19 protein-coding genes and 1 pseudogene are annotated in these 22,986 nt (G+C 72.8%); 6 read left to right on the top strand and 14 right to left on the bottom strand.

Annotated features, from left to right (window positions below; genetic code table 11):
* Window positions 1–46: 46 nt before the first annotated feature.
* The 4 genes from ALMP_RS17120 to gabT all read right to left on the bottom strand — a co-directional run bounded on the left by ALMP_RS17120 (window position 47) and on the right by gabT (window position 4,998).
* Window positions 47–1,492, bottom strand: coding sequence for an aldehyde dehydrogenase family protein (locus ALMP_RS17120; RefSeq protein ID WP_264928874.1), 1,446 nt, complete (start codon window positions 1,490–1,492; stop codon window positions 47–49).
* A 64-nt stretch (window positions 1,493–1,556) separates the two neighbouring features.
* Window positions 1,557–2,303: a phosphatase PAP2 family protein gene (locus ALMP_RS17115; protein ID WP_264928873.1), complete on the bottom strand. Its 747-nt coding sequence runs from the start codon at window positions 2,301–2,303 to the stop codon at window positions 1,557–1,559.
* Between the two features lie 13 nt (window positions 2,304–2,316).
* Window positions 2,317–3,213 (bottom strand): alpha/beta fold hydrolase, encoded by an 897-nt coding sequence (locus ALMP_RS17110; protein WP_264928871.1) that lies wholly within the window; start codon window positions 3,211–3,213, stop codon window positions 2,317–2,319.
* A gap of 450 nt (window positions 3,214–3,663) precedes the next feature.
* Window positions 3,664–4,998: a 4-aminobutyrate--2-oxoglutarate transaminase gene (gene gabT, locus ALMP_RS17100; RefSeq protein ID WP_264928870.1), complete on the bottom strand. Its 1,335-nt coding sequence runs from the start codon at window positions 4,996–4,998 to the stop codon at window positions 3,664–3,666.
* Window positions 4,999–5,269: 271 nt separating this feature from the next.
* Between gabT and ALMP_RS17095 the strand changes: the two genes are divergently transcribed.
* Both ALMP_RS17095 and ALMP_RS17090 read left to right on the top strand, forming a co-directional pair.
* The gene (locus tag ALMP_RS17095) at window positions 5,270–7,720 is read left to right on the top strand and encodes an ATP/GTP-binding protein (RefSeq protein WP_264928868.1); all 2,451 of its coding nucleotides are present in this window, start codon (window positions 5,270–5,272) and stop codon (window positions 7,718–7,720) included.
* Window positions 7,721–7,846: 126 nt separating this feature from the next.
* A complete protein-coding gene (locus ALMP_RS17090; protein ID WP_264928866.1) occupies window positions 7,847–9,433 on the top strand; it encodes a PucR family transcriptional regulator in 1,587 nt (528 codons plus the stop codon).
* Between the two features lie 247 nt (window positions 9,434–9,680).
* Here ALMP_RS17090 and ALMP_RS17085 read toward each other — a convergent pair whose 3' ends face one another.
* The 7 genes from ALMP_RS17085 to ALMP_RS17055 all read right to left on the bottom strand — a co-directional run bounded on the left by ALMP_RS17085 (window position 9,681) and on the right by ALMP_RS17055 (window position 17,495).
* The gene (locus ALMP_RS17085) at window positions 9,681–10,118 is read right to left on the bottom strand and encodes a hypothetical protein (RefSeq protein ID WP_264928865.1); all 438 of its coding nucleotides are present in this window, start codon (window positions 10,116–10,118) and stop codon (window positions 9,681–9,683) included.
* A 121-nt stretch (window positions 10,119–10,239) separates the two neighbouring features.
* Window positions 10,240–11,658 (bottom strand): FAD-binding oxidoreductase, encoded by a 1,419-nt coding sequence (locus ALMP_RS17080; RefSeq protein WP_264928864.1) that lies wholly within the window; start codon window positions 11,656–11,658, stop codon window positions 10,240–10,242.
* A 41-nt stretch (window positions 11,659–11,699) separates the two neighbouring features.
* Window positions 11,700–12,500: an ABC transporter permease gene (locus ALMP_RS17075; protein ID WP_264928862.1), complete on the bottom strand. Its 801-nt coding sequence runs from the start codon at window positions 12,498–12,500 to the stop codon at window positions 11,700–11,702.
* Window positions 12,501–13,430, bottom strand: coding sequence for an ABC transporter permease (locus ALMP_RS17070; protein WP_264928861.1), 930 nt, complete (start codon window positions 13,428–13,430; stop codon window positions 12,501–12,503).
* The gene (locus tag ALMP_RS17065; protein ID WP_264928859.1) at window positions 13,430–14,602 is read right to left on the bottom strand and encodes an ABC transporter ATP-binding protein; all 1,173 of its coding nucleotides are present in this window, start codon (window positions 14,600–14,602) and stop codon (window positions 13,430–13,432) included. Before ALMP_RS17065 ends, ALMP_RS17070 begins: the two co-directional genes overlap by 1 nt.
* Window positions 14,603–14,607: 5 nt before the next feature.
* Entirely contained in the window at window positions 14,608–15,855 is a 1,248-nt protein-coding gene (locus tag ALMP_RS17060; RefSeq protein WP_264928857.1) for a spermidine/putrescine ABC transporter substrate-binding protein, read from the bottom strand.
* An 80-nt stretch (window positions 15,856–15,935) separates the two neighbouring features.
* On the bottom strand, window positions 15,936–17,495 hold the full coding sequence (locus ALMP_RS17055; protein ID WP_264928856.1) for a gamma-aminobutyraldehyde dehydrogenase: 1,560 nt from the start codon (window positions 17,493–17,495) through the stop codon (window positions 15,936–15,938).
* 211 nt (window positions 17,496–17,706) lie between these two features.
* Between ALMP_RS17055 and ALMP_RS17050 the strand changes: the two genes are divergently transcribed.
* Window positions 17,707–18,264: an NADAR family protein gene (locus ALMP_RS17050; protein ID WP_264928855.1), complete on the top strand. Its 558-nt coding sequence runs from the start codon at window positions 17,707–17,709 to the stop codon at window positions 18,262–18,264.
* A 228-nt stretch (window positions 18,265–18,492) separates the two neighbouring features.
* Here the strand turns inward: ALMP_RS17050 and ALMP_RS17045 are convergent, their stop codons facing one another.
* Complete coding sequence (locus tag ALMP_RS17045) at window positions 18,493–19,308, bottom strand: DUF4190 domain-containing protein (RefSeq protein ID WP_264928853.1); 816 nt, start codon at window positions 19,306–19,308, stop codon at window positions 18,493–18,495.
* 321 nt (window positions 19,309–19,629) lie between these two features.
* Between ALMP_RS17045 and ALMP_RS17040 the strand changes: the two genes are divergently transcribed.
* A complete protein-coding gene (locus ALMP_RS17040) occupies window positions 19,630–20,652 on the top strand; it encodes an adenosine deaminase (RefSeq protein WP_264928915.1) in 1,023 nt (340 codons plus the stop codon).
* A gap of 18 nt (window positions 20,653–20,670) precedes the next feature.
* The gene (locus ALMP_RS17035) at window positions 20,671–21,366 is read left to right on the top strand and encodes a glycerophosphodiester phosphodiesterase (RefSeq protein ID WP_264928851.1); all 696 of its coding nucleotides are present in this window, start codon (window positions 20,671–20,673) and stop codon (window positions 21,364–21,366) included.
* Here ALMP_RS17035 and ALMP_RS17030 read toward each other — a convergent pair.
* Complete coding sequence (locus ALMP_RS17030; RefSeq protein ID WP_264928850.1) at window positions 21,363–21,953, bottom strand: NADPH-dependent F420 reductase; 591 nt, start codon at window positions 21,951–21,953, stop codon at window positions 21,363–21,365. The two genes, ALMP_RS17035 and ALMP_RS17030, sit on opposite strands and share 4 nt — an antisense overlap.
* Window positions 21,954–21,993: 40 nt before the next feature.
* Between ALMP_RS17030 and ALMP_RS17025 the strand changes: the two genes are divergently transcribed.
* Window positions 21,994–22,353: a helix-turn-helix domain-containing protein gene (locus ALMP_RS17025; protein WP_264928848.1), complete on the top strand. Its 360-nt coding sequence runs from the start codon at window positions 21,994–21,996 to the stop codon at window positions 22,351–22,353.
* On the opposite strand, the pseudogene ALMP_RS17020 reads toward ALMP_RS17025, so the two are convergent.
* Window positions 22,335–22,986, bottom strand: a pseudogene (locus ALMP_RS17020) (sigma-70 family RNA polymerase sigma factor); the annotation flags it as partial. The gene ALMP_RS17025 and the pseudogene ALMP_RS17020 sit on opposite strands and share 19 nt — an antisense overlap.

Raw genomic sequence — 22,986 nt, 5'->3', positions numbered from 1 at the left:
GTGCCGGGCCCCTTCGGGCAGCTTAACTGAAAATGGTTCCCATGAGCTAGAGGGCGAGTCCGGTCAGGACCAGCACGCGCTCGTAGGTGTAGTCGTCCATGGCGAACCTCACGCCCTCGCGGCCCACGCCGGACTGCTTGGCTCCGCCGTAGGGCATCTGGTCGGCGCGGTAGGAGGGCACGTCGCCGATGACGACCCCGCCGACCTCCAGCGCGCGGTGGGCGCGGAAGGCGACCTGGAGGTCGTGGGTGAAGACGCCCGCCTGAAGGCCGTACTTGGAGTCGTTGACGGCGGCGAAGGCCTCGGCCTCGCCGTCCACCTTCCGCACGGTCAGGACCGGTCCGAAGACCTCCTCGCAGGAGATCGTGGCGGTGGCCGGTACGTCGGTGAGGACGGTCGGCGCGTAGGAGGCGCCGTCGCGCTTGCCGCCGGTGAGGAGGTTCGCCCCGGCGTCCACGGCCTCCTGGACCCACGCCTCGACGCGCTTGGCCGCGTCCTCGCTGACCAGCGGGCCGACGTCGGTGGCGTCGTCGGAGGGGTCGCCGGTGACCTGCGCCTCGACGGCGGCGACGATGCGCGGCAGCAGCCGGTCGTACACCGAGGCGTCCGCGATGACCCGCTGCACGGAGATGCAGGACTGGCCGCCCTGGTAGTTGGAGAAGGTGGCGATGCGGGTCGCGGCCCAGTCGAGGTCGGCGTCGGAGGCGTAGTCGCCGAGGACGACGGCCGCGCCGTTGCCGCCCAGTTCCAGGGTGCAGTGCTTGCGCGGCACCGAGTCCATGATCGCGTAGCCGACCTTCTCGGAGCCGGTGAAGGAGATGACCGGCAGCCGCTCGTCCTGGACGAGGGCGGGCATGCGGTCGTTGGAGACCGGCAGGATGCTCCAGGAGCCGGCGGGCAGCTCGGTCTCGGCGAGCAGCTCGCCGATGACCAGGCCGGACAGCGGGGTGGCCGGGGCGGGCTTCAGGATGATCGGCGCGCCGGCGGCGATGGCCGGGGCGACCTTGTGGGCGCACAGGTTCAGCGGGAAGTTGAACGGCGCGATGCCGAGCACGACGCCCTTGGGGAAGCGCCGGGTGAGGGCGAGGCGCCCCTGGCCGCCGAGGTCGGTGTCGAGCCGCTGGGCCTCGCCGCCGTTGAACCGGCGGGCCTCCTCGGCGGCGAACCGGAACACGGACACGGCCCGGCCGACCTCACCGCGCGCCCACTTGATCGGCTTGCCGTTCTCGGCGGAGATCAGCCGCGCGATCTCCTCGGTGCGCTCCACGAGCCGCTTGCTGACGTGGTCGAGGGCGGCGGCGCGGACGTGGGCCGGGGTGGCGGCGAACTCGTCCCGTACGGCGTACGCGGCGGCCACGGCCTCTTCGACCTGGGCGTCCGTGGGCACGCTGACCTTGGCGACGAGCCGGCCGTCCCACGGGGAGGTGACGTCGAAGCTGTCCTCGCCGGTGACCTGGCGGCCGGCGAGCCAGAAGGCGTGGGTGGAAGTCATGATCGAGTTCCCGGCCCTTCCGCGTTGGAGGTGTGCGTTGCTTTCGGCTCCACGGTAGGGGCGGTCAGGCGGGGGGTCGCTTGTCCGAGTCGTAGTGGTGCGAGGCCGCGGTGCGCCGGATTGGCGCGGTCGCCCCCCGCGCGATCCGCCGCAGGGCGAGCCACAGCGTGCCGAGCAGCAGCGCCCCCAGGCACCAGCTGGCCACGACGTCCAGCGGCCAGTGGTAGCCACGCCGGACCAGCCCGAAGGAGACGGCGGCGACGAGGACGGCGGCCGCGGTCAGGGCCGCGCGGCGCGCGAGGGGGGTGAGCAGCCAGGGCAGCAGCAGGAGCGCGGCGGCCCCGTAGGCCACGACGGCCGTCGCCGTGTGCCCGGAGGGGTAGTACCCGGTGGCCGGCGGCACCGCGGGCGTACCGACCCGGTCGGTCCACGCCTTCAGGGGTATGACGATCAGCGGCACCAGGGTCAGGAGCAGCAGTGCGGCGACGGGCGGCAGCCACCAGCGCCGCACGCGCGCCGCGCTCCCCCGCCAGGCGGTGTACCCGGCGGCCAGCACTATCACCGGTATCGCTGTCTCGGCGTTCCCCAGGTCGGACAGCAGCTCGGAGGCCCGGTCCGGGTGGACGAGGGCACGGCTGAGCCGCTCGTCGACGTCCACCAGGGGACCGTCGTCGGTGACCTGCCAGGTGATCAGGGAGAAGAGGAGCGCGGGCAGGACGAGCAGGAGACCGGCGGGGGACGGGCCCGGCCGGTGCGGCGTGGCCGGTCCCGCGGGGGCACCCTCGGTCTGCGGGCGGGAGCTGGTCGACATGTGTTCCAGCTTGTCAGGGGTGGCTGCCCGCCCGCTCGGCGGCCGAGGTGTGCTCCAGGACCGCCTGGGCCAGCGGAACGTGCACGGCGGGCGGCAGGGCGTGGGCCATGCCCGGGATCTCCACCAGTCGGGCGCCTTGGATCGTCTGGGTGAGGTGCTGGGGGTGCGGTGGCGGGAAGACCGGCTCGGCCGGGGCCGAGACGACCAGCGTGGGCACGGTGGTGCGGGCGAGCCGGTCGGTGCGGTCCATTCCGGAGGGGTTGGCGCGGCCGTGCGCGGTGTTGGTGCGGTGGTGACCGGTGTGCTCGACGATCCGGCGTTCGAAGGCGCGGGTGTGGGCGGCGTCGAAGGGGAGGGCGTCGCCGCTCAGCAGCCGCCAGTGCTCGACCCGGCGGTCCAGCTCCGCCTCCAGGTCCAGGTCGGGCGGCACGGGCCGGGCCCACAGCTCCAGGATCCGGGGGTCGATGCCGGGCAGGTCCGCCACGGGTACGGCTACGCCGTCCGGCCCTGTGTAGGGCGTGGAGCTGAGCGCCATGGTGCCCATCAGGGTGGCGGTGCGCAGCCGGTCGGGGTGGTCGGCGATCAGCAGTTGGGCGAGCATCCCGCCCAGCGACATACCGGCCACATGGGCGCGGTCGACACCGAGGGCGTCCAGGACGGTGACGGCGTCCTGGGCGAGCGCGGTGACGGGGTACGGCCGCTCGTCGTAGGCCCAGGTGGAGCGGCCGGTGTCGCGGTGGTCGTAGCGGATGACCCGGTGGTGGGCGGCGAGCAGGTCGACGAACGGGTCCGGCCAGCCGAGCCCGCAGGCCTGCGCGCCCATGATCAGCAGGAGCGGGGGCGCGTCGGCCGGGCCGCGCTCCTCCACCCAGAGGCGGATGCCGGGTGCGGCGTCGATGAAGCGGTGCACGGGGATCCTTCCCGTCGACTGACAAGACGAGACGTATCGTATCGCTTCTCGATGAAAAAAGAGACCCCGGTGGGGAACCGGGGTCGCGTGCGAGGTGTGCGTGTCGAGAAGGAGGTCGGCCACCCCGGAACAGGGGGGGTGGTTCCGGGGCGGCCGTCCGGATCGGGGTGCCGCGCGCCCCGGGGGGTTTGGGGCGCTCGACGGTCCGATCGGTGAGGAGATCCGAAGCCGGAAGCTCCGGTTGTGCGCGAGGCACGACCAGGTCGAAGCTGGGGAGGCCCCGTCCTGGGTTCGCCCACAGTCACCTGTGGACGGGTGTATCTCTCATCTGAAGAGAACCTACGGCAGTGGCCGACGGGGCGACAGACGGAATCCCGTCCCGCCATCCACCTCGCACACCTTCTTCACACGCTCTGCCACCAGCGGTAATCAGCTGTGCGACGCCTCGGCTCAGATGCGCGCGAAGGCCTGCTCGATGATGTCGAGACCCTCGTTGAGCAGATCCTCGCCGATCACCAGCGGCGGCAGGAAGCGCAGGACGTTGCCGTAGGTGCCGCAGGTCAGCACCAGCAGCCCCTCCTGGTGGCAGGCCTTGGCGAGCGCGGCGGTCGCCTCGGGGTTGGGCTCCTTGGTCGAGCGGTCCTTGACCAGCTCGATGGCGATCATCGCGCCCCGGCCGCGGACGTCGCCGACGATGTCGAACTTCTCCGCCATCGCGCCGAGGCGGGCCTTCATGATCGCCTCGATGTTCTTCGCCTTGGCGTTGAGGTCGAGCTCCTTCATCGTCTCGATGGAGCCGAGCGCGCCGGCGCAGGCGACCGGGTTGCCGCCGTAGGTGCCGCCGAGGCCGCCCGCGTGCGCGGCGTCCATGATCTCGGCGCGGCCGGTGACGGCGGCCAGCGGCAGACCGCCGGCGATGCCCTTCGCGGTGGTGATCAGGTCGGGGACGATGCCCTCGTCCTCGCAGGCGAACCACTGGCCGGTGCGGCAGAAGCCGGACTGGATCTCGTCGGCGACGAAGACGATGCCGTGGTCGGCGGCGAACTGGCGGATCGCGGGCAGGAAGCCCTTCGCCGGCTCGATGAAGCCGCCCTCGCCGAGCACCGGCTCGATGATGATCGCGGCCACGTTCTCCGGGCCGACCTGCTTGGTGATCTGGTCGATGGCCTGCGCGGCGGCCTCGGGGCCGGCGTTCTCCGGGCCGGTCGGCCAGCGGTAGCCGTAGGCGACGGGGACGCGGTACACCTCGGGCGCGAAGGGGCCGAAGCCGTGCTTGTACGGCATGTTCTTCGCGGTCAGCGCCATCGTGAGGTTCGTCCGGCCGTGGTAGCCGTGGTCGAACACGACGACGGCCTGCCGCTTGGTGTGGGCACGGGCGATCTTGACGGCGTTCTCGACGGCCTCGGCGCCGCTGTTGAACAGCGCGGACTTCTTGGCGTGGTCACCCGGGGTGAGCTCGGCGAGGGCCTCGGCGACCTCCACGTAGCCCTCGTAGGGGGTGACCATGAAACAGGTGTGGGTGAAGTCGGCGAGCTGGGCGCTCGCGCGGCGTACGACGGCCTCGGCGGAGGCGCCGACGGAGGTCACGGCGATGCCGGAGCCGAAGTCGATCAGGCGGTTGCCGTCGACGTCCTCGATGATGCCGCCGCCCGCGCGCGCGGTGAACACCGGCAGCACGGAGCCCACGCCCTGCGCGACCGCGGCGACGCGGCGGGACTGCAGCTCCTGCGACTTCGGGCCGGGGATGGCGGTGACGACGCGGCGCTCCTGCGGAAGTGCGGTCATGGGGGCTCCCTGATGATCTTGCGAACCGGAGATTCCGGAGATGGGGCGTGCTGAGGACGCTCGACTTCTTTTCTCGCAGGCTAGGACGGGGAAGGAGGGGTGGGCATGCTCCATGTGGGCGTTGTCGGCGGCACCGGTTGTCCGTCGTGGACATAGCGGGCGTCGGGCCGTCCTCGCGACGCCCGGCCGGGTAAGCCGTGAACTCCCCTTGCGGCCGGGTTAGATTGGCTCGCTGATGGTGGACGGAGCGGCTGGTCAGGGGGCAAGGGCGATGGACAGCGACGGGACGCAGGACGCGCGCGGTACGCATGCGAATCCCGTGCCGCGCCCGGCGGGGCCGCCACCGCGCCCCGCCGCGGCACCGGCACCCCCCGCGGCACCGCCACGGCCGGCCCGCGCACCGGAGGCTCCGCAGGCGGCGCAGGCGCCTGGGCAGGACGCGCCGCAGGTGGCCGGGCAGGCCGCGCCGCCCTCTTCCGCCGTGGCCGCGTGGCTGAACGAGGCACGTCCGGCGGCCGGGCCGGGCATCTGGCGCTTCGGGTACCGCCCGTCGAAGGCCTCGCGGACGGCCGAGCGGCTCGCCCCGGTCACCGTCGTCGGCATGCTGATCCCCTTCGTGGTCGCGCTGGTGCTGTGGTCGCTGTGGCGGCAGGGCGGTCTGCCGTACCAGTTCGCCCCGCTGCGGCTGTTCACCCCTGACGACTGGTGGTGGGGCGGCACGATCGCCTCCCCCAGGACGATGGAGGGCGCCGAGGCCCGCGTCGTCTACGACGGTGTCTTCTTCGCCGTCCTCGTCTACGCCATGGGCCGGCTCGGCAGCTGGCCGGACGCGGTGCGCTACTTCATCGGCCGCCGGCCGCAGCCCGCGCGGGCGCTGCTCGCCCTGCTGACCGCCCTGATCGCGCTGAGCTTCGTCTTCCCCAGCGCCTTCCCCGGCGTCGGCTGGGACGCCCTGCCGGTGGTCGACCCGCTGTTCTCCCTGATCGTCCTGGTCTCCGGCGGCTACGAGCTGTTCGCCTCCCCCACCTTCACCAACTCGATGTACACGGTGATCACACTGCTGGTGGTGTGGCCGTTCGCGCTGGTCGGCGGCTGGTGGCCGTACCTGAGGGAACGACTCGCCGCGCGGCGCGCGGACACCGGGCGGCCCGCGCCGGTGAGCGTCGAGCGGCCGCGCGCCCAGTGGCCCGCGCTGCGGGACGCCGGGCAGGGCGAGGCGGCCGACGTGCTGACCGCCGAGGTCGCGGCCGGGCGGATGAACGACGTGGACTGCGCGCGCGTCACCCGCGTCTGGGAGGCGCGGCCCGCCGACTTCCGGGACGTCGTGCTGCGGCAGGCCGGCGCCGCCTGGACGCACCCCTCCGGCTCCCGTGACCTGCCCCGGCGCGGCGCACGCCACGACCTGCTGGCCGGTCAGGTGCGCATCGGCCGCTGGGTGGCCACGGACCGCGCCCCGTCCGCCTATCACGACGCGGGCGCCGCGCTCGGCCCTGAGGTGCTGGGCACCTCACTGCTCGCGGTGGGGCCGTCCGGCTCGGGCAAGACGCGGACGCTGATCGAGCCGGTGACCGAGGCGCTGGCCCTCCAGGCGCTGACCGGAGGGTGCGCCCTGGTCGCCGTCTCCTCCCCCGGCAGCCCGCTCGGCCCGGACTCCTCCTTCGATGTGATCGTGCGGATCGGTGATCCGTCGTCGGTGCACGACCTGGACCCCTACGCCGACTCCGACGACCCCGACGAGGCGGCCGCCCTCCTCGCCGAGGCGCTGGCGGGCGACCTGGACACCGTCGGCGGGCAGAGCGCGGCCACCGCGCTCGCGCAGGTGCTCGGCCCCTACCGGGCCGCCCACGGACGGTTCCCGGCGCTGCCGGAGCTGCGCGAGCTGCTGGAGGGCGAGCCCACGGCGGTGTCGGCGCTGCGCGACGCGGTGGCCGGGGACGACGTCATGCGCCGTGAGCTGGAGGCGCGCGTGCGGCAGGCCGGCGCGCCCGGCGACCCTGGCCGCGCCCTCGCGGACCGGCTGGCGCTGCTGAACCGGCCGGCGTTCGCGGAGTTCTTCGGCGGAGGGAGCGCGAAGGGGGGCGCGCACCGGCCGTTCTCGCTGCGGGCCGTCGCGCACCATCCGCTGCGCGTGCGCATCGACCTGCCGGAGCGCGGCCACGAGGAGGCCGGGCGGCTGATCACCCGGCTGGTGCTGGCCCAGTTCCACGCCGTCGTACGGGAGGGGCGGCGCGCGCACTTCGCCTGCCTGGTGCTGGACGACGCGACGGGTACGGTCACCGCCGAGTCGGTGCGTCGCATCCAGCGGCTGCGCTCGCAGAACGCCGGTGTGGTGCTCGCCCTGCGCTCCGTCGGTGACGTCCCGGAGGCGCTGCACGGCCCGCTGTACGGGGCGGTCGGCTGCCGGATGGCGTTCTGCGGCATCACCACCTGGGACGGCAGCCGGTTCGCGCAGACCTGGGGCACCGAGTGGGTGGAGACGACGGAGGTCGCCAAGCACACCGTCTTCGCGGACCAGCCGATGACCCGCGCCATCCACGCGCTGCGCAAGCTGGTGACCGGCAAGGCGGTGACCACCGACGCGGTGACCGTGCGGCAGGTGGAGCGGGAGCGGTGGTCGGCGTCCCAGCTGGCGCACGAGGTGCCGCCGGGGCACGCGGTGCTGTCCCTGACCACGGTCGAGGGCGAGCACGCGCCGCCGCTGCTGGTGGATCTGCGGGGGTGAGCGGCCCTGCGGGGGCGAGCGGGCCTGCGGGCGAAGGACCGTCCCCGGATCGTACAGTGAGGCAGAATCGACACCGGCCCTTCATACGTCGTGGCCAAATGATCACGTCTCCGACCTGAAGGTCCCATGCCCCCCACGCTCGCCTCGCTCGTCCACCACTCCGCGCTGAAGCTGACCGTGCGGGCGGGCGAGGACCGTCTGGACGTGCCGGTGCGCTGGGCGCACGTGAGCGAGCTGGCCGACCCCGTGCCGTACATGGAGGGCGGGGAGCTGCTGCTGATCACCGCGCTGAAGCTGGACGCGGAGGACCCCGAGGCCATGCGGCGCTATGTGAAGCGCCTGGTCGGGGCGGGGGTGGTCGGGCTCGGCTTCGCCGTCGGGGTCAACTACGAGGAGATCCCGAAGGCCCTGGTGGACGCGGCGGAGCTGGAGGGACTGCCGCTGCTGGAGGTGCCGCGCCGCACGCCCTTCCTCGCGATCAGCAAGGCGGTGTCGGCGGCGATCGCGGCCGACCAGTACCGGGCGGTGACGGCCGGGTTCGCGGCGCAGCGGGAGCTGACGAAGCAGGCTCTGACGGCCGGTCCGGAGGGCCTGCTCGCCGCGCTCGCCTCCCAGGTCGACGGGTGGGCGGCGCTGTACGACGCCTCGGGCACGGTCGTCGCGGCGGCGCCGGAGTGGGCCGGGCGGCGGGCCGCGCGGCTGACGGCGGAGGTGGAGCGGCTGCGCGAGCGGCCGGCGCCGGCGTCGGCGGTGGTCGGCGGACCGGACCACTTCGACCACGACGACCGGGTCGAGCTGCACTCCCTGGGCACCGGCCGGCGCCCGCGCGCCGCGCTAGCCGTCGGCACGGCGGCGGCCCCCGGCACGGCGGAGCGGTACGCCGTCCACTCGGCGATCGCGCTGCTCACCCTCACCACGGAACGCTCCCGCTCGCTGCACGCGGCGGAACAGCGCATCGGGGCGGCGGTGCTGCGCATGCTGCTCGCGGGCGAACCGGACCATGCGCGGGCCGTCGCCGGGGACCTGTACGGCGGTCTGCTCGACGCTCCGTTCCGGGTGATCGTCGCCGAGGCCGCGCACGGCGGCGGGGAGACGCTGGGCGGCCTCGCCGAGGTCGTGGAGTCGGCGGCGGCACGCTCCGGGGAGACCGTGCTGGTGGTGCCCGAGGGCGAGCGGCTGGTGGTGCTGGGCGCGGACGGGGGCCAGGCGGTGCTGGCGTGCGGGCGCCACGCGGCGGCGCTGGAGCAGGCCCGGACGGCCGGGGCCGTCCGGGAGGGCTGCGAGGAGAACGACCTGGTCGTCGGGTTGTCGGCGCCGGCCGGGCCCATCGCGGCGGCCGCGGCGTACAAGCAGGCCGAGCAGGCGCTGTCCGTGGCCCGGCGCCGGGGCCGGGTCCTGGTCGAGCACGAGCAGCTCGCGGCGGGTTCGGTGCTGCCGCTCCTCGCGGACGACGCGGTGAAGGCCTTCGCGGACGGCCTGCTGCGGGCCCTGCGCGACCACGACGCCACCGGCCGCGGCGACCTCGTCGCATCGCTACGCGCCTGGCTGTCCCGCCACGGGCAGTGGGACGCCGCGGCAGCCGACCTGGGCGTCCACCGCCACACGCTCCGCTACCGCATGCGCCGCGTGGAGGAGATCCTCGGCCGCTCCCTGGACGACCCGGACGTCCGCATGGAGCTGTGGCTGGCCCTGAAGGCCACGACGACGGAGTAGACGCGAGGCTCGCCGGGGGGAGGCAGCATTCGGGCCCGCCCCACACCTGACGGGCGGACCTTGAGGCCCACGTGGGACGGGTTCCTTCAGCTGGACGCGGAGCCGGCGGCTGGACGCGGTGCCGATGGGACCACACGGTCCCGGCGGGAGACGTGTCGGCCGCGTGGCGGGCGAGCGTGTCGGGGTCCGGCCATGGCGCACGGGCCTCAGGCGGGCTGCGGACGGGGGGACTTCACGGGCTCCGGGGTCATGGCGGGCCCGCTGCCGCTTCGTGCATGGAGAGTTCCAGGAGCGCCGGGTCGGTGAGGGTGCCCGAGCCGTCCGGGGGGACCAGCCAGCGGATGCCGCCGGCGGAGCGGCCCGGATAGGGGACGACGATCCAGGTGCCGGCCCCGGCGGTGCGGATGCCGGTGCCGATCCAGCGCGCGGCCGTGCCCGGTGGCACGAAGAACCCCGTCCGGTCGTCACCGAAGTCGGCCAGTACGGGCCCGGGCCGGTCGAGGATGCGGGTGAGGACGTCGAGCGTGGGGTAGCCGAGCCTGCCCGGCAGGATCAGCACGTCCCAGGCCCTGCCCGCGGGCAGCAGCACGACCCCCAGCGGGTTGCGCTCCCATTCCCAGCGGCAGGCCTCGGGATCCGGTGCCGCCGATGCCAGCCATTCGACGGCCGTCTTCGCCCCAGCCATGAGAAGACCTCCCTTTCTCTCGTGGACGCGTGCGCGTCATGAGGGAGAGGGAGGTCCCCGGCGACCATTACGCGGGTTCGGGCCACCCGTCGGAGTGAACCGACGCGCACCCCGAGGACCGTCAGCTGTCGAAGCCCAGCCCCAGCCGGTCCATCGTCCGCAGCCACAGATTGCGCCGCCCCGCGTGCGCGTCGGCCCGTGCCAGCGACCACTTGGTGAGGGCGATGCCGGTCCAGGCGAACGGCTCGGGCGGGAAGGGCAGCGGCTTCCTGCGGACCATCTCCAGCGAGGTGCGCTCCGTGCGCTCCCCCGCCAGCAGGTCCAGCATCACCTCGGCGCCGAACCGGCTGGCGCCCACGCCCAGCCCGGTGTACCCGGCCGCGTACGTCACCCTCCCCTGGTGCGCCGTGCCGAAGAACGCCGAGAAGCGCGAGCAGGTGTCGATCGCGCCGCCCCACGCGTGCGTGAAGCGGACGCCCTCCAGCTGCGGGAAGCAGGTGAAGAAGTGCCCCGCCAGCTTGGCGTACGTCTCCGGCCGGTCGTCGTACTCGGCGCGCACGCGACCGCCGTACGGGTAGATCGCGTCGTAGCCGCCCCACAGGATCCGGTTGTCGGCCGACAGCCGGAAGTAGTGGAACTGGTTGGCGGAGTCCCCGAGCCCCTGCCGGTTCCGCCAGCCGACGGACGCCAGCTGCCCGGCGCTCAGCGGCTCCGTCATCAGCGCGTAGTCGTAGACCGGCACGGTGTACGGGCGCACCCGCTTGACCAGGTTCGGGAAGACGTTCGTGCCGAGCGCGACCTGCCGGGCACGGATCCGGCCGTAGGGGGTGCGTACGGCCATGCCGGCGCCGTACGGCTTCAGCGTCAGCGCGGGCGTGTGCTCGTACACGCGGACGCCGAGCCGTGCGCAGGCCCGCTTCAGGCCCCAGGCCAGCTTGGCCGGGTGGAGCATGGCCACGCCCCGGCGGTCGTACAGCCCCGCCGTGAACGTCGGGGAGTCCACCTGGGCGCGGACCGCGTCGGCGTCGAGGTACTCGATGCCCTCGGCGAGGCCCCGGCGGTCGAGTTCCTCGTACCAGTCGCGCAGCTCCCACGCCTGGTAGGTCTCCGTCGCGACGTCGATCTCGCCGGTGCGCTCGAAGTCGCAGTCGATGCCGTACCGGGCGATCGCCGCCTCGATCGCGTCGAGGTTGCGCTCGCCCAGCCGCTGAAGGGTGTGGATCTCGTCCGGCCAGCGGGCCAGCCCGTTGGGCAGACCGTGCGTGAGGGAGGCCGCGCAGAAGCCTCCGTTGCGGCCCGAGGCCGCCCAGCCCACCTCGCGGCCCTCCACCAGCACCACGTCCCGTCGCGGGTCGCGCTCCTTGGCGGTCAGCGCGGTCCACAGGCCGCTGTATCCGCCGCCGACGACCAGCAGGTCGCAGGTCTCGGTGCCGGTGAGCGCGGGTTCGGGGCGGGGCTTGCCGGGGTCCTCCAGCCAGTACGGGACCGGCCGGGCGTCGGAGAGCGATCTCGTCCAGCGGTTCATGGCGCTCGGGGCCATGATGTCAACTCCCTACAACAGCGTGACGCCTTGCGACAGCGTCATGCTTTTTGTCTGTTACGGCGTTTTCCGATGACCATCGAGATCAGCACGAGCAGCACGGCGACGAGGAACATGGCCGTACCGACGACATTGATCTGAACGGGCGTTCCGCGCTGCGCCGAGCCCCAGACGAACATGGGGAAGGTGACGGTCGAGCCCGCGTTGAAATTGGTGATGATGAAATCGTCGAAGGAGAGCGCGAAGGCGAGCAGCGCGCCCGCGGCGATACCCGGTGCCGCGATCGGCAGGGTGACCCGCAGGAACGTCTGCAACGGCCCGGCGTACAGGTCCTGTGCCGCCTGCTCCAGCCTCGGGTCCATCGACATCACCCGCGCCTTCACGGCCGTCACGACGAAGCTGAGGCAGAACATGATGTGCGCGATCAGGACCGTCCAGAATCCCAACTGAGCACCCATGTTGAGGAACAGGGTGAGCAGCGAGGCCGCCATGACGACCTCGGGCATCGCCATGGGCAGGAAGATCAGCGAGTTCACCGCGCCCCGCGCGCGGAAGCGGTAGCGGACGAGCGCGAAGGCGATCATCGTGCCGAGGACGGTCGCGCCGAGCATCGCCCAGAACGCGATCCGGAGGCTGACCGAGAGCGAGCCGCACAGGCCGGCGACGCCGCACGGGTCCTGCCAGGCGTCCGTGGAGAACCGCTGCCACTGGTAGTTGAAGCGTCCCTTCGGCTGGTTGAAGGAGAACACCGTGACGACGACGTTGGGCAGCAGGAGATAGGCGAGCGTCAGGAGTCCCGCGATGACGACGAGATTTCTCTTGAGCCAGTTGACGAAGGGCATTTAGACGAGATCCTCCGTCCCGGACCTGCGGATGTAGAAGGTGACCATGAAAAGGATCGCGGCCATGAGGAGGAAGGAGAGGGCCGCGGCCGTCGGATAGTCCAGAATCCGCAGGAATTGCGTCTGGATGACGTTTCCGATCATGCGGGTGTCGGTGGAGCCGAGGAGTTCGGCGTTGACGTAGTCGCCGGCCGCCGGGATGAAGGTCAGCAGCGTCCCGGAGACCACGCCCGGCATCGACAGCGGCAGGGTGACCTTCCGGAAGGTGGTGACCGGCTTGGCGTACAGATCGCCGGCCGCTTCGTGCAGCCGCCCGTCGATGCGCTCCAGCGAGGTGTACAGCGGCAGGATCATGAACGGCAGGAAGTTGTACGTCAGACCGCACACCACCGCGAGCGGCGTGGCCAGCACACGGTCGCCGGAGGTCCAGCCGAGCCAGCTGGTGACGTCCAGGACGTGCAGCGTGTTGAGCGCGCCGACCACCGGCCCGCCGTCCGCGAGGATGGTCTTCCAGGCGAGGGTGCGGATCAGGAAGCTGGTGAAGAACGGGGCGATCACCAGGATCATGATCAGATTGCGCCAGCGGCCCGCCCGGAAGGCGATCAGATACGCCAGCGGGTAGCCCAGCACCAGGCAGAGCACGGTCGCGGCGGTCGCGTAGGCGATCGAGCGCAGGAACTGCGGCCAGTACTCGCTCAGCGCGTCCCAGTAGGTCGCGAAGTGCCAGGTGACCTTGTAGCCCTCCTCCAGGGAGCCCGTCTGCACCGAGGTGGAGGCCTGGTAGATCATCGGCAGCGCGAAGAACACCAGCAGCCACAGCAGACCCGGCAGCAGCAGCCAGTACGGCGTCCGGCGGCCCCGTCTGCGTGGTGGCTTCTTCTCGGGTGCGGCCGGGGAGAGAGGCGGCGGCGCCTCGGTGAGCGTCGCCATCAGACCGCCGCCTCGTCCTGGACGCCGGCCTCGCCGGCCGTCCCCGCGAGCGGGGACTGGGCGGCGTCCAGACCGAAGGTGTGGGCGGGGCTCCAGTGCAGGACGACCTCGGCGCCGGGCACCAGCCGCGCGTCGCGGTCGACGTTCTGGACGTAGACCTCCAGCTCGGGGCAGACGGCGCTGTCGACGACGTACTGCGTGGAGACGCCGATGAAGGACTCGGTGGCGATCCTGCCGCAGACGCGGTTGCGGCCGGCCGGGATTTCGCCCGCGTCGTCGGCGTGGGTGAGGGTGATCTTCTCCGGGCGGACGCCGACCAGGACCCTTCCGCCGGTCGTCGTCGGCGCGGCGCAGCGCGCCTCGGGCAGCACGAGCTTGTCGTCGCCGGCCTTCAGCACGATGTCGTCCCCGCTCTTGGAGTCGACCTCGGCCTCGATCAGGTTGGAGGTGCCGAGGAAGTTCGCGACGAACGTCGTCCTCGGGTTCTCGTACAGGTCGGCGGGCGAGCCGAGCTGCTCGACGCGGCCGGCGTTCATCACAGCGACCGTGTCGGCCATCGTCATGGCCTCCTCCTGGTCGTGCGTGACATGGACGAAGGTGATGCCGACCTCCGTCTGGATGCGCTTGAGCTCCAGCTGCATCTGGCGGCGCAGCTTCAGGTCGAGGGCGCCGAGCGGCTCGTCGAGGAGGAGCACCTTCGGGTGGTTGATGAGCGCGCGGGCGACGGCCACGCGCTGCTGCTGGCCACCCGACAGCTGATGCGGCTTCTTGCGGGCCTGCTCACCGAGCTGGACCAGCTCCAGCATCTCCTCGACCTGCTTCCGCACGCTCTTGATGCCGCGCCGGCGCAGGCCGAAGGCGACGTTCTCGAAGATGTCGAGGTGCGGGAAGAGCGCGTACGACTGGAAGACCGTGTTCACCGGGCGCTTGTACGGCGGCAGGGCGGTCACGTCCTGGTCACCGAGGTGCACGGTGCCAGAGGAAGGTTCCTCCAGTCCGGCGATCATGCGCAGGGTGGTGGTCTTGCCGCAGCCGGAGGCGCCGAGCAGGGCGAAGAAGGAGCCCTGCGGGACGGTCAGGTCGAGCGGGTGGACGGCGGTGAAGGAGCCGTAGGTCTTGCTGATGCCGGAGAGGCGGACGTCGCCGCTGCCGCTGTCTGTCGTCGTCTTCATCGTCGTCACGCCCCAGTGAGCTTCGCGAACTTCTCTTCGTAGGCCGTCTCTTCCTTCGCGCTCAGCGAGCGGAAGGCATGGGACTTGGCCTGCATGGCCTTGTCGGGGATGATCAGCGGATTGTTCGCCGCGTCCTCGTCGATCTTCGCGAGCTCCGCCTGTACGCCGTCGACGGGACAGACGTAGTTGATGTACGCGGCGAGCTCGGCGGCCGGTCGCGGCTCGTAGTAGTAGTCGATGAGCCGCTCGGCGTTGGTCTTGTGCCGGGCCTTGTTGGGGATCAGCAGGTTGTCGCTGGACGTCAGGTAGCCGCTGTCGGGGATGACGAAGTCGACGTCGGGGCTGTCGGCCTTGAGCTGCACGACGTCACCGGCCCAGGCGATGCAGGCCGCGAAGTCGCCGCTGGTGATGTCGGACGTGTAGTCGTTGCCGGTGAAGCGGCGGATCTGACCGGAGTCGACGGCCTTCTGGAGGCGGGCGATCGCCGCGTCGTAGTCGTCGTCGGTGAACCTGCCCGGGTCCTTGCCCATGTCCAGCAGGGTCATGCCGACGCTGTCGCGCATCTCGGTGAGGAAGCCGACGCGCCCCTTGAGCCTGGGGTTGTCGAGCAGGTCGGAGACCGACTTGACCTCGATGCCGTCGAGGGCCTTCTTGTTGTAGGCGATGACGGTCGAGATGCCCTGCCACGGGTACGAGTAGGCGCGTCCCGGGTCCCAGTCGGGGCTGCGGAACTGGCTCGACAGGTTGGCGAAGGCGTGCGGCAGGTTGGACGGGTCCAGTTTCTGGACCCACCCCAGGCGGATGAGGCGGGCGGCCAGCCAGTCGGTGAGGACGATCAGGTCGCGCCCGGTGTCCTGGCCCGCGGCGAGCTGCGGCTTGATCTTGGCGAAGAACTCGTTGTTGTCGTTGATGTCCTCGGTGTACTTGACCTTGATGCCGGTCCGCGCGCTGAACCCGTCCAGGGTCGGGTGGCGCTTCCCCGAGTCGTCGACGTCCATGTACTCGGTCCAGTTGGAGAAGTTGACGGTCTTCTCCTCGGCCGAGTGGTCCTCGGCGGACGTGCCGCCCTCGGTCTTGCCGGCCGCGGGGATCCCGCAGGCGGTGAGCGCCCCGAGGCCGCCCAGCGTCAGGGCGCCGCCCGCCGAGGCGCGCAGCAGCGACCGGCGGGTCATGGCCGCCCTGCCGTCGCGGAGGCTGCGCCGCATGGCGGCCGCTCGGGCCGGGGTCAGGCGGTCGGGCTCGTACTGCTCCATGCGCGTGGTGCCCTTTCGGGAGGGTAGGCGGCCGCGGGTCGGGCGGCCTGTTGTCTCACCCGGCCGCAGCCGGAAACTGTCTACGGCCGGTCCCCGAAGATCGTGCGGTGCCAGTCCTTCCTGGCGACCGCCGTGTTGTCGAACATGACATGCTTGACCTGGGTGTACTCCTCGAACGAGTAGGCGGACATGTCCTTGCCGAAGCCGGACGCCCGATACCCGCCGTGGGGCATCTCGCTGATGATCGGAATGTGGTCGTTGACCCACACGCACCCGGCCTTGATCTCGCGGGTCGCGCGGTTCGCCCGGTAGACGTCCCGGCTCCAGGCGGAGGCCGCGAGCCCGTACGGCGTGTCGTTGGCGAGCCGGATCCCCTCGTCGTCGGTGTCGAAGGGCAGGACGACCAGGACCGGCCCGAAGATCTCGGACTGGACGACCTCGCTGTCCTGGGCCGCGTCCGCGATCAGGGTGGGGAGATAGTACGCGCCGTCCTTCAGCCCGCCCTGCGGGGCCTCGCCGCCGGTCACCACGCGCGCGTGGGCACGCGCCCGGTCGACGAACGCGGCGACGCGGTCGCGCTGGGCGTGCGAGACGAGCGGGCCGAGGTCGGTGCCCGGGGCGAACGGGTCCCCGAGCCTGACGGTCTCCATGAGCGCCGCGGTCCGCTCGACGAACGCCTCGTACAGGGGCCGCTGCACGTACGCGCGCGTGGCGGCCGTGCAGTCCTGGCCGGTGTTGATGAGGGCGGCGGCGACCGCCCCGTGCACGGCGGCCTCCAGGTCGGCGTCGTCGAAGACCACGAAGGGCGCCTTGCCGCCCAGCTCCAGATGGAGCCGCTTGACGGTGGCGGTGGCGATCTCGGCGACGCGCCGGCCGACGGCGGTGGAGCCGGTGAAGGAGATCATGGCCACGTCGGGGTGGCCGACGAGGTGCTCGCCGGCCTCCCTGCCGGTGCCGGTGACGATGTTGACGACGCCGTCGGGGATCCCGGCGTCCGTCGCGGCCCGCGCGAAGAGCAGCGAGGTCAGCGGGGTGAGCTCGGCGGGCTTCAGCACGATGGTGTTGCCGGCGGCGATCGCCGGGAGGATCTTCCAGGCGGCCATCTGGAGGGGGTAGTTCCAGGGCGCGACGGAGCCGACGACGCCGATCGGCTCGCGGCGGACGTAGGAGGTGTGGTCCCCGGAGTACTCCCCCGCCGACTGGCCCTGGAGGTGGCGGGCGGCGCCGGCGAAGAAGGCGGTGTTGTCGATCGTCCCCGGGACGTCGAACTCGCGGGTCAGCTTCAGCGGCTTGCCGCACTGGAGGGACTCGGCGCGGGCGAGGTCCTCGGCGCGGTCGGCGAGGACGGTGGCGAAGCGGTGCAGGGCGTCGGAGCGCTCGCCTGGCGTGGCCCCCGCCCAGCCCGGGAAGGCGGCCCGGGCGGCGGCCACGGCCGCGTCCACGTCGGCGGGGCCGGCCAGCTCGTACGTGAGCACCTCGGCGCCGGTGGCCGGGTCGACCACGGTGTGGGTGCGGCCCGCGGTGCCGCGGATGAGGCGGCCCGCGACGTACTGGGCGCCGTCCGCGAAGCGCTGCCGTGCGGGGAACCGGTCGGCTCGGTCCGGGGTGTGCTCCGGGGTGGCGGTGCCCGGGTTCTGCATGTCGCTCTCCTCCGCCTTCGCCCCGCTGTCGACGGGGGTGGGTGGCGTAGCTCCGGCTCGATTTGAGTGCCGATCCTGACAGAGCGATGACACTCCAACAAGTGATTCCGTTGTTTCCTTTTGGTTACGCGACGGAATCTGTCGACCAGGTGTCGAGTCGGGGCGGAAAAGGCGGGACGGGGTGTCAGTGGTGCGTGTCAGAGTGGCGTGCATGGAGAAGATCGATGGCCTGGAGGCCCTGGTCAGGCAGGTCCGGGCGGGGGCGAGGATCAAGTACCTGCATTTCTGGGGGCACCGGCCGCTGCCCGACGGCCGGCTGGGCGCGAGCTGTCTGAGCCAGTGGTGGCCGTCGCCGTTCGTGGTGGAGGGCGTCACCTACGCGACGGCCGAGCACTGGATGATGGCCGGGAAGGCGCGGCTGTTCGGGGACGCGGAGGGCGAGCGGCGCGTGCTGGCCGCGGACCACCCCTCGCAGGCGAAGAAGGCCGGGCGGCTGGTGCGCGGCTTCGACGAGGCGACCTGGGAGCGGGAGCGGTTCCGGATCGTGGTCGAGGGCAGCGTGCACAAGTTCGGGTCGGATCCGCGGCTACGGGAGTTCCTGCTGAACACGGGTGAGCGGGTGCTGGTGGAGGCGAGCCCGGTGGACCGGGTGTGGGGCATCGGCCTCGCCGCCGACGACGAGGCGGCGGGCGATCCGGAGCGGTGGCGGGGGCCCAACCTGCTGGGGTTCGCACTGATGGAGGCCAGAGAGCGCCTGCGGGCGACCTGAGGCACACGATTCATACGGTGCCGGTCCGGCAGCGGCGGCCACACGTGCGCGGTCCACAAGGCGCCGAGGTGCGGCAGCGGCGGCCGGTTCCGAGGCGCGCGGCCCAGGAGGCGCCATCGTGCGGCAGCGGCAGCCTGCGGCGCGCGGCCCGCGAAGCGCGGATGCGGCAGCGGCGGTCGGTTCTGCGGCGCCGTCGGGGCTCCCGGGGCGGGGAGCCGCCTCGGTGCCTCAGGGCGCCACGAGCGCCACGACCAGCAGGCCGATTCCCAGGACGGTTCCGGCGGCGCCGCAGATGATGCCGGCCAGGGCCTGTCCGGGGTTGGTGGCCTCGCCCCGGCTCGCCTTGCCGCGGCCGATCACCCCGAAGATCACCGCGAGGATGCCGAGCACGATGGCGACCGGCCACAGGCAGAAGCCGGCGGCCGCCACGATCCCGAGCACCATCGCCGTGATGCCCATCCCGTTCTCCACCGGCCGCGGCCCGGGCCAGCCGTAGGGGCCGGGCGGTGCCGCCGGGTGTCCGTACCCGGCCGGTGCGTACCCGCCCGGTGCGTAGCCGCCCGGGTGTCCGTACCCGCCGGGGTGGCCGTACGCGGCCGGGCCGGGGCCGTCCGGGGCGATCGGGGGCGGGGGGACGGAGCCGTCGCCGGAGACCATGGCGGGGTGGGGCGGCGGGAAGGAGGCGAGCGATCCGTTCGCCGGCGGCACCGGCGGGGCGACGGGACCGGCCCAGGGCTGCGGCGCCGCCGGCACGCTGGGCAGGGAGGTGACCGTCTGCTGGTCGTGCACGGAGCGGGGCGCCGGGCCCTGCGGTGCCCGGTCCTGAGGGGCGGGTTCCCGCGACTCCGGCGGTGCGCCGGAGACGAGGGTGGCACCGGGACCGTGGGCCGGCTTGTCCAGCGGGACCCGGGGAGCGGCGGGGGCGCCCTGGGGGCCGTCGGCCACCGGCGCGGCCCACGGATCGCGGTCGGGCTCCTCGGCCGGACCCGGCCGGGAAGCCGCCGTGCTCTCCGGCGTCTCCGGCGTCGACGCGTCGTCGGACATGCGCGGGCCCCCTCTGTCGTACGGTCCCGCAATGCTACGGCCCACGCCTGAACGGCCCCCCCCCGACCTCGACCCGGCGGGGACTGCCTCCGTCCGGCGTTCCGGGGTGGTCCGAAAGCCTTCGGCGTCTCCCCGTCGCTCCGCCTACGATGATCCCGTCTCACCGATCAGCCGATCACCCGCGTCCCGTCCGGCCCCCGTGGCCCGGGGCGCCGTCCCGGGGAGGACCCCTTGACCGAGCGATTCGACGCCGACGCGACCCCCGCCGACTCCACCGCGGCCCCCGCCTCCGGCGCGCGCTTCGAGCCCGCCACCCACCCGCTGCACGCCTTCGTCGCCGGGCTGCCGAAGGCCGAACTGCACGTCCACCACGTCGGCTCCGCCTCCCCGCGGATCGTCTCCGAGCTCGCCGCCCGCCACCCCGGCTCCAAGGTGCCCGCCGACCCCGAGGCCCTGGTCGACTACTTCACCTTCACCGACTTCGCGCACTTCATCGACGTGTATCTGTCGGTGGTGGACCTGCTCCGCACCCCGGAGGACATCCGGCTGCTGACGTACGAGGTGGCCCGGGACCTGGCCCGGCAGCAGGTGCGGTACGCCGAGCTGACCATCACGCCGTTCTCCTCCACCCGCCGCGGCATCGACGAGCGCGCGTTCATGGACGCGATCGAGGACGCCCGCAAGGCGGCCGAGGCGGAGTTCGGGACCGTGCTGCGCTGGTGCTTCGACATCCCCGGCGAGGCCGGGCTGGAGGCGGCCGAGGAGACCACCCGGCTGGCCACCGACGACCGGCTGCGACCCGAGGGGCTGGTCTCCTTCGGCCTCGGCGGCCCCGAGGTCGGCGTACCGCGTCCGCAGTTCAAGCCGTACTTCGACCGGGCGATCGCCGCCGGGCTGCGGTCGGTGCCGCACGCGGGTGAGACGACCGGCCCGCAGACCGTGTGGGACGCCCTCACCCACCTGCGGGCCGAGCGCATCGGGCACGGCACGAGCTCCGCGCAGGACGAGAAGCTCCTCGCGCACCTCGCCGAGCACCGCATCCCCCTGGAGGTGTGCCCGACGTCCAACATCGCCACGCGCGCGGTGCGCACCCTGGACGAGCACCCGATCAAGGAGTTCGTGCGGGCCGGTGTCCTGGTGACGGTGAACTCCGACGACCCGCCGATGTTCGGCACGGACCTCAACACCGAGTACGCCGTCGCCGCCCGGCTGCTCGGCCTCGACGAGCGGGGCGTGGCCGACCTCGCGAAGAACGCCGTCGAGGCGTCCTTCCTCGACGAGCCCGGCAAGGCCCGCGTCAGGACCGAGATCGACACCTACACCGCCGGGTGGCTCACCCGCTGACCCCAGCACAATGGGCGCATGCAGACCCTGACGGCCGTGGCCCACCGCGGCGACCCCTACCGCTTCCGTGAGAACACGCTCGCCTCGCTGCGTTCCGCGCTCGACCAGGGCGCGGACGCCGTCGAGATCGACGTACGGCTCACCAAGGACGGCGTGCCCGTGCTGCTGCACGACGAGACGCTGAAGCGGCTGTGGGAACGGGAACGGCCGCTGCGGTCGCTGTCGGCCGCCGAGGTGCGGGGGCTGACGGCGGGCGGGGTGCCGACCCTGGCGGAGGCGCTCGTGGCGACCGAGGGCAGCCGGGTGATGATCGACCTGCCGGGCACCCGCGACGTGCGGACGGCCCGCCGGATCGTGGACGTCGTCCGGGAGGCCGGGGCGGCGGACCGCGTGTACTACTGCGCGGACGCCGTCGCGATGCTCGCCGTGCGCGCCGCCGACCCGGCGGCCGAGATCGCCCTGACCCACACCAGCCGGGCGCCGGTGCGGCCGGCGCTGCTGGCGGCGGTGCGGCCGCGCTGGCTCAACTACCGCTTCTCCGTGATCGACCACGCCCTGGCCACCCGGATCCACCGCGACGGCCATCTGCTGTCCGTGTGGACCCCCGACACCCGTCGCTCGATGCGCCGGCTGATCGACCTGGGCGTCGACTCGATCACCACCAACCGCGTCGACGTCCTCCACGCCCTGCGCGCGGACCTCACGCGCGTCTAACCGGCGTACTCCAGCGGCGGCGCGATCGCCTGGGCGTCCGCTCCCTCCCCCACCCACAGCCCGATCAGCAGCGCGGCCGTCGCCTCGGCGAGCGCCGCCCGACGCAGCCCGCCCGCGTTCAGCGGCTCGCACCCCACATCACGCACGAGCCGCCGGACGACGTCCAGGGCCCCCTCGTCGTCGCCGCACAACGGCACCGCGAGGGGGCGGCCGTCGAAGACCGGCGGGGTGAGGCGCCAGACGTCGACGTGGCAGAGGTTGAAGGCCTTGACGACATGGGCGCCGGGGGCCGCCGAGGCGATGCGTTCCGCCGCCGCGGGTCCGCCCTCGGTGAGGAGGGAGAACCCCGGCCCCACCGGGTTGGTGCAGTCGATCAGCACCCGGCCCCGCAGCGCCGGTGCCAGCCCGGCGACGACGTCCACCGCCGCCCCGTACGGCACGGCGAGCAGCACGGCGTCCGTGCCGAACTCGGCCGCCTCCCGCAGCCCGCCCGAGCGGCTCCCCGCCCGCACCTCGTGTCCGGCCCGCGCCCACTGGGTGCCGAGCGCGTCCGCCATCGCTCCCGTTCCGAGGATTCCGATTCGCATACGCCTGACGGTAGGGGGCCGCTCGGGCACCATTCGGTACGTGACCACGGATCAATCCTTCCTCGCCGACTGCCGCGCCCGGCTCGCCTTCGACCTGCTCGCCCACACCTGGAACGCGGTGGTGCTGTGGGCGCTGCGCGACGGACCGCTGCGCCACGGCGCGCTCCGCTCCCGGATCGGCGGGATCAGTCAGAAGGTGCTGACCGAGACCCTGCGGCGGCTGGAGTTCAACGGGCTCGTCGACCGGCACGCGCACGGTGGCGCCCCGCCCCGGGTGGAGTACGAACTGACCGCGCTCGGGCGGAGCCTGCTGCCCGCGATCGACGTGGTCGGCGCGTGGGCCTTCGAGCACGGGGACGACGTCCTGGCCGCCCAGGACCGTCACACGCGGGAGCGCTGAGCCACGGTCGCCGGGTCGGCCGGGGTGTCGCGGGTGAGGTACTGCGGGACCGGTGTGTCGTCCTCGCCGGTGTCGCGGACCAGGCCGTAGCGCTTCGCGCCCTGGTCGGGGCCGGTCGTGACGTCCTTCTCCACGGCCTCCCAGGTCGTCGGGAAGACGCTCACCCCGTAGTCGGCGCCCCGCTCGTTCACGGTGAGGGTCACGGTGCCGTCGAGGTGGAAGTACTCGTTCTGCCACATCTGCTGGGTGCCGGGCGGCAGGACGGCGTAACCGGTGGACGGGCTGCCCATGCCGGTGGCGGCCGGGTCGGTGGCGCTGACCGGGTCGTCCATCCGGCGGCCGCCGCCCGAGGCCACGTGGAAGAGCTTGCCCCTCAGGCCGGTCCAGGCCGGCATGACCAGGGTGCCGGGCCGGTACTGCGGCGAGATCTGCCAGCGCACCAGGACATAGCCCCGGCCGCTCAGGGTGACGCTGTCCCCGCGGTGGTTCATGACGGCGTGCGCGCCGCCGGTGCTGGTGACACCGGAATCGGGCCGGTGCGGCAGGGCGCCCGGCGGGGTGTCCGGGTCGGGCGCCCTGTCGACGGCGTCCACGACACTGCCGTACAGGGCGGCCTTCTTCTCGGTCACGGAC

Origin of the sequence: Streptomyces sp. A012304, assembly GCF_026008495.1 — a bacterium.
Classification (GTDB): domain Bacteria; phylum Actinomycetota; class Actinomycetes; order Streptomycetales; family Streptomycetaceae; genus Streptomyces.
The sequence above is the reverse complement of the archived record's forward strand: the minus strand, read 5'-3'. Positions and strand labels throughout refer to the sequence as shown.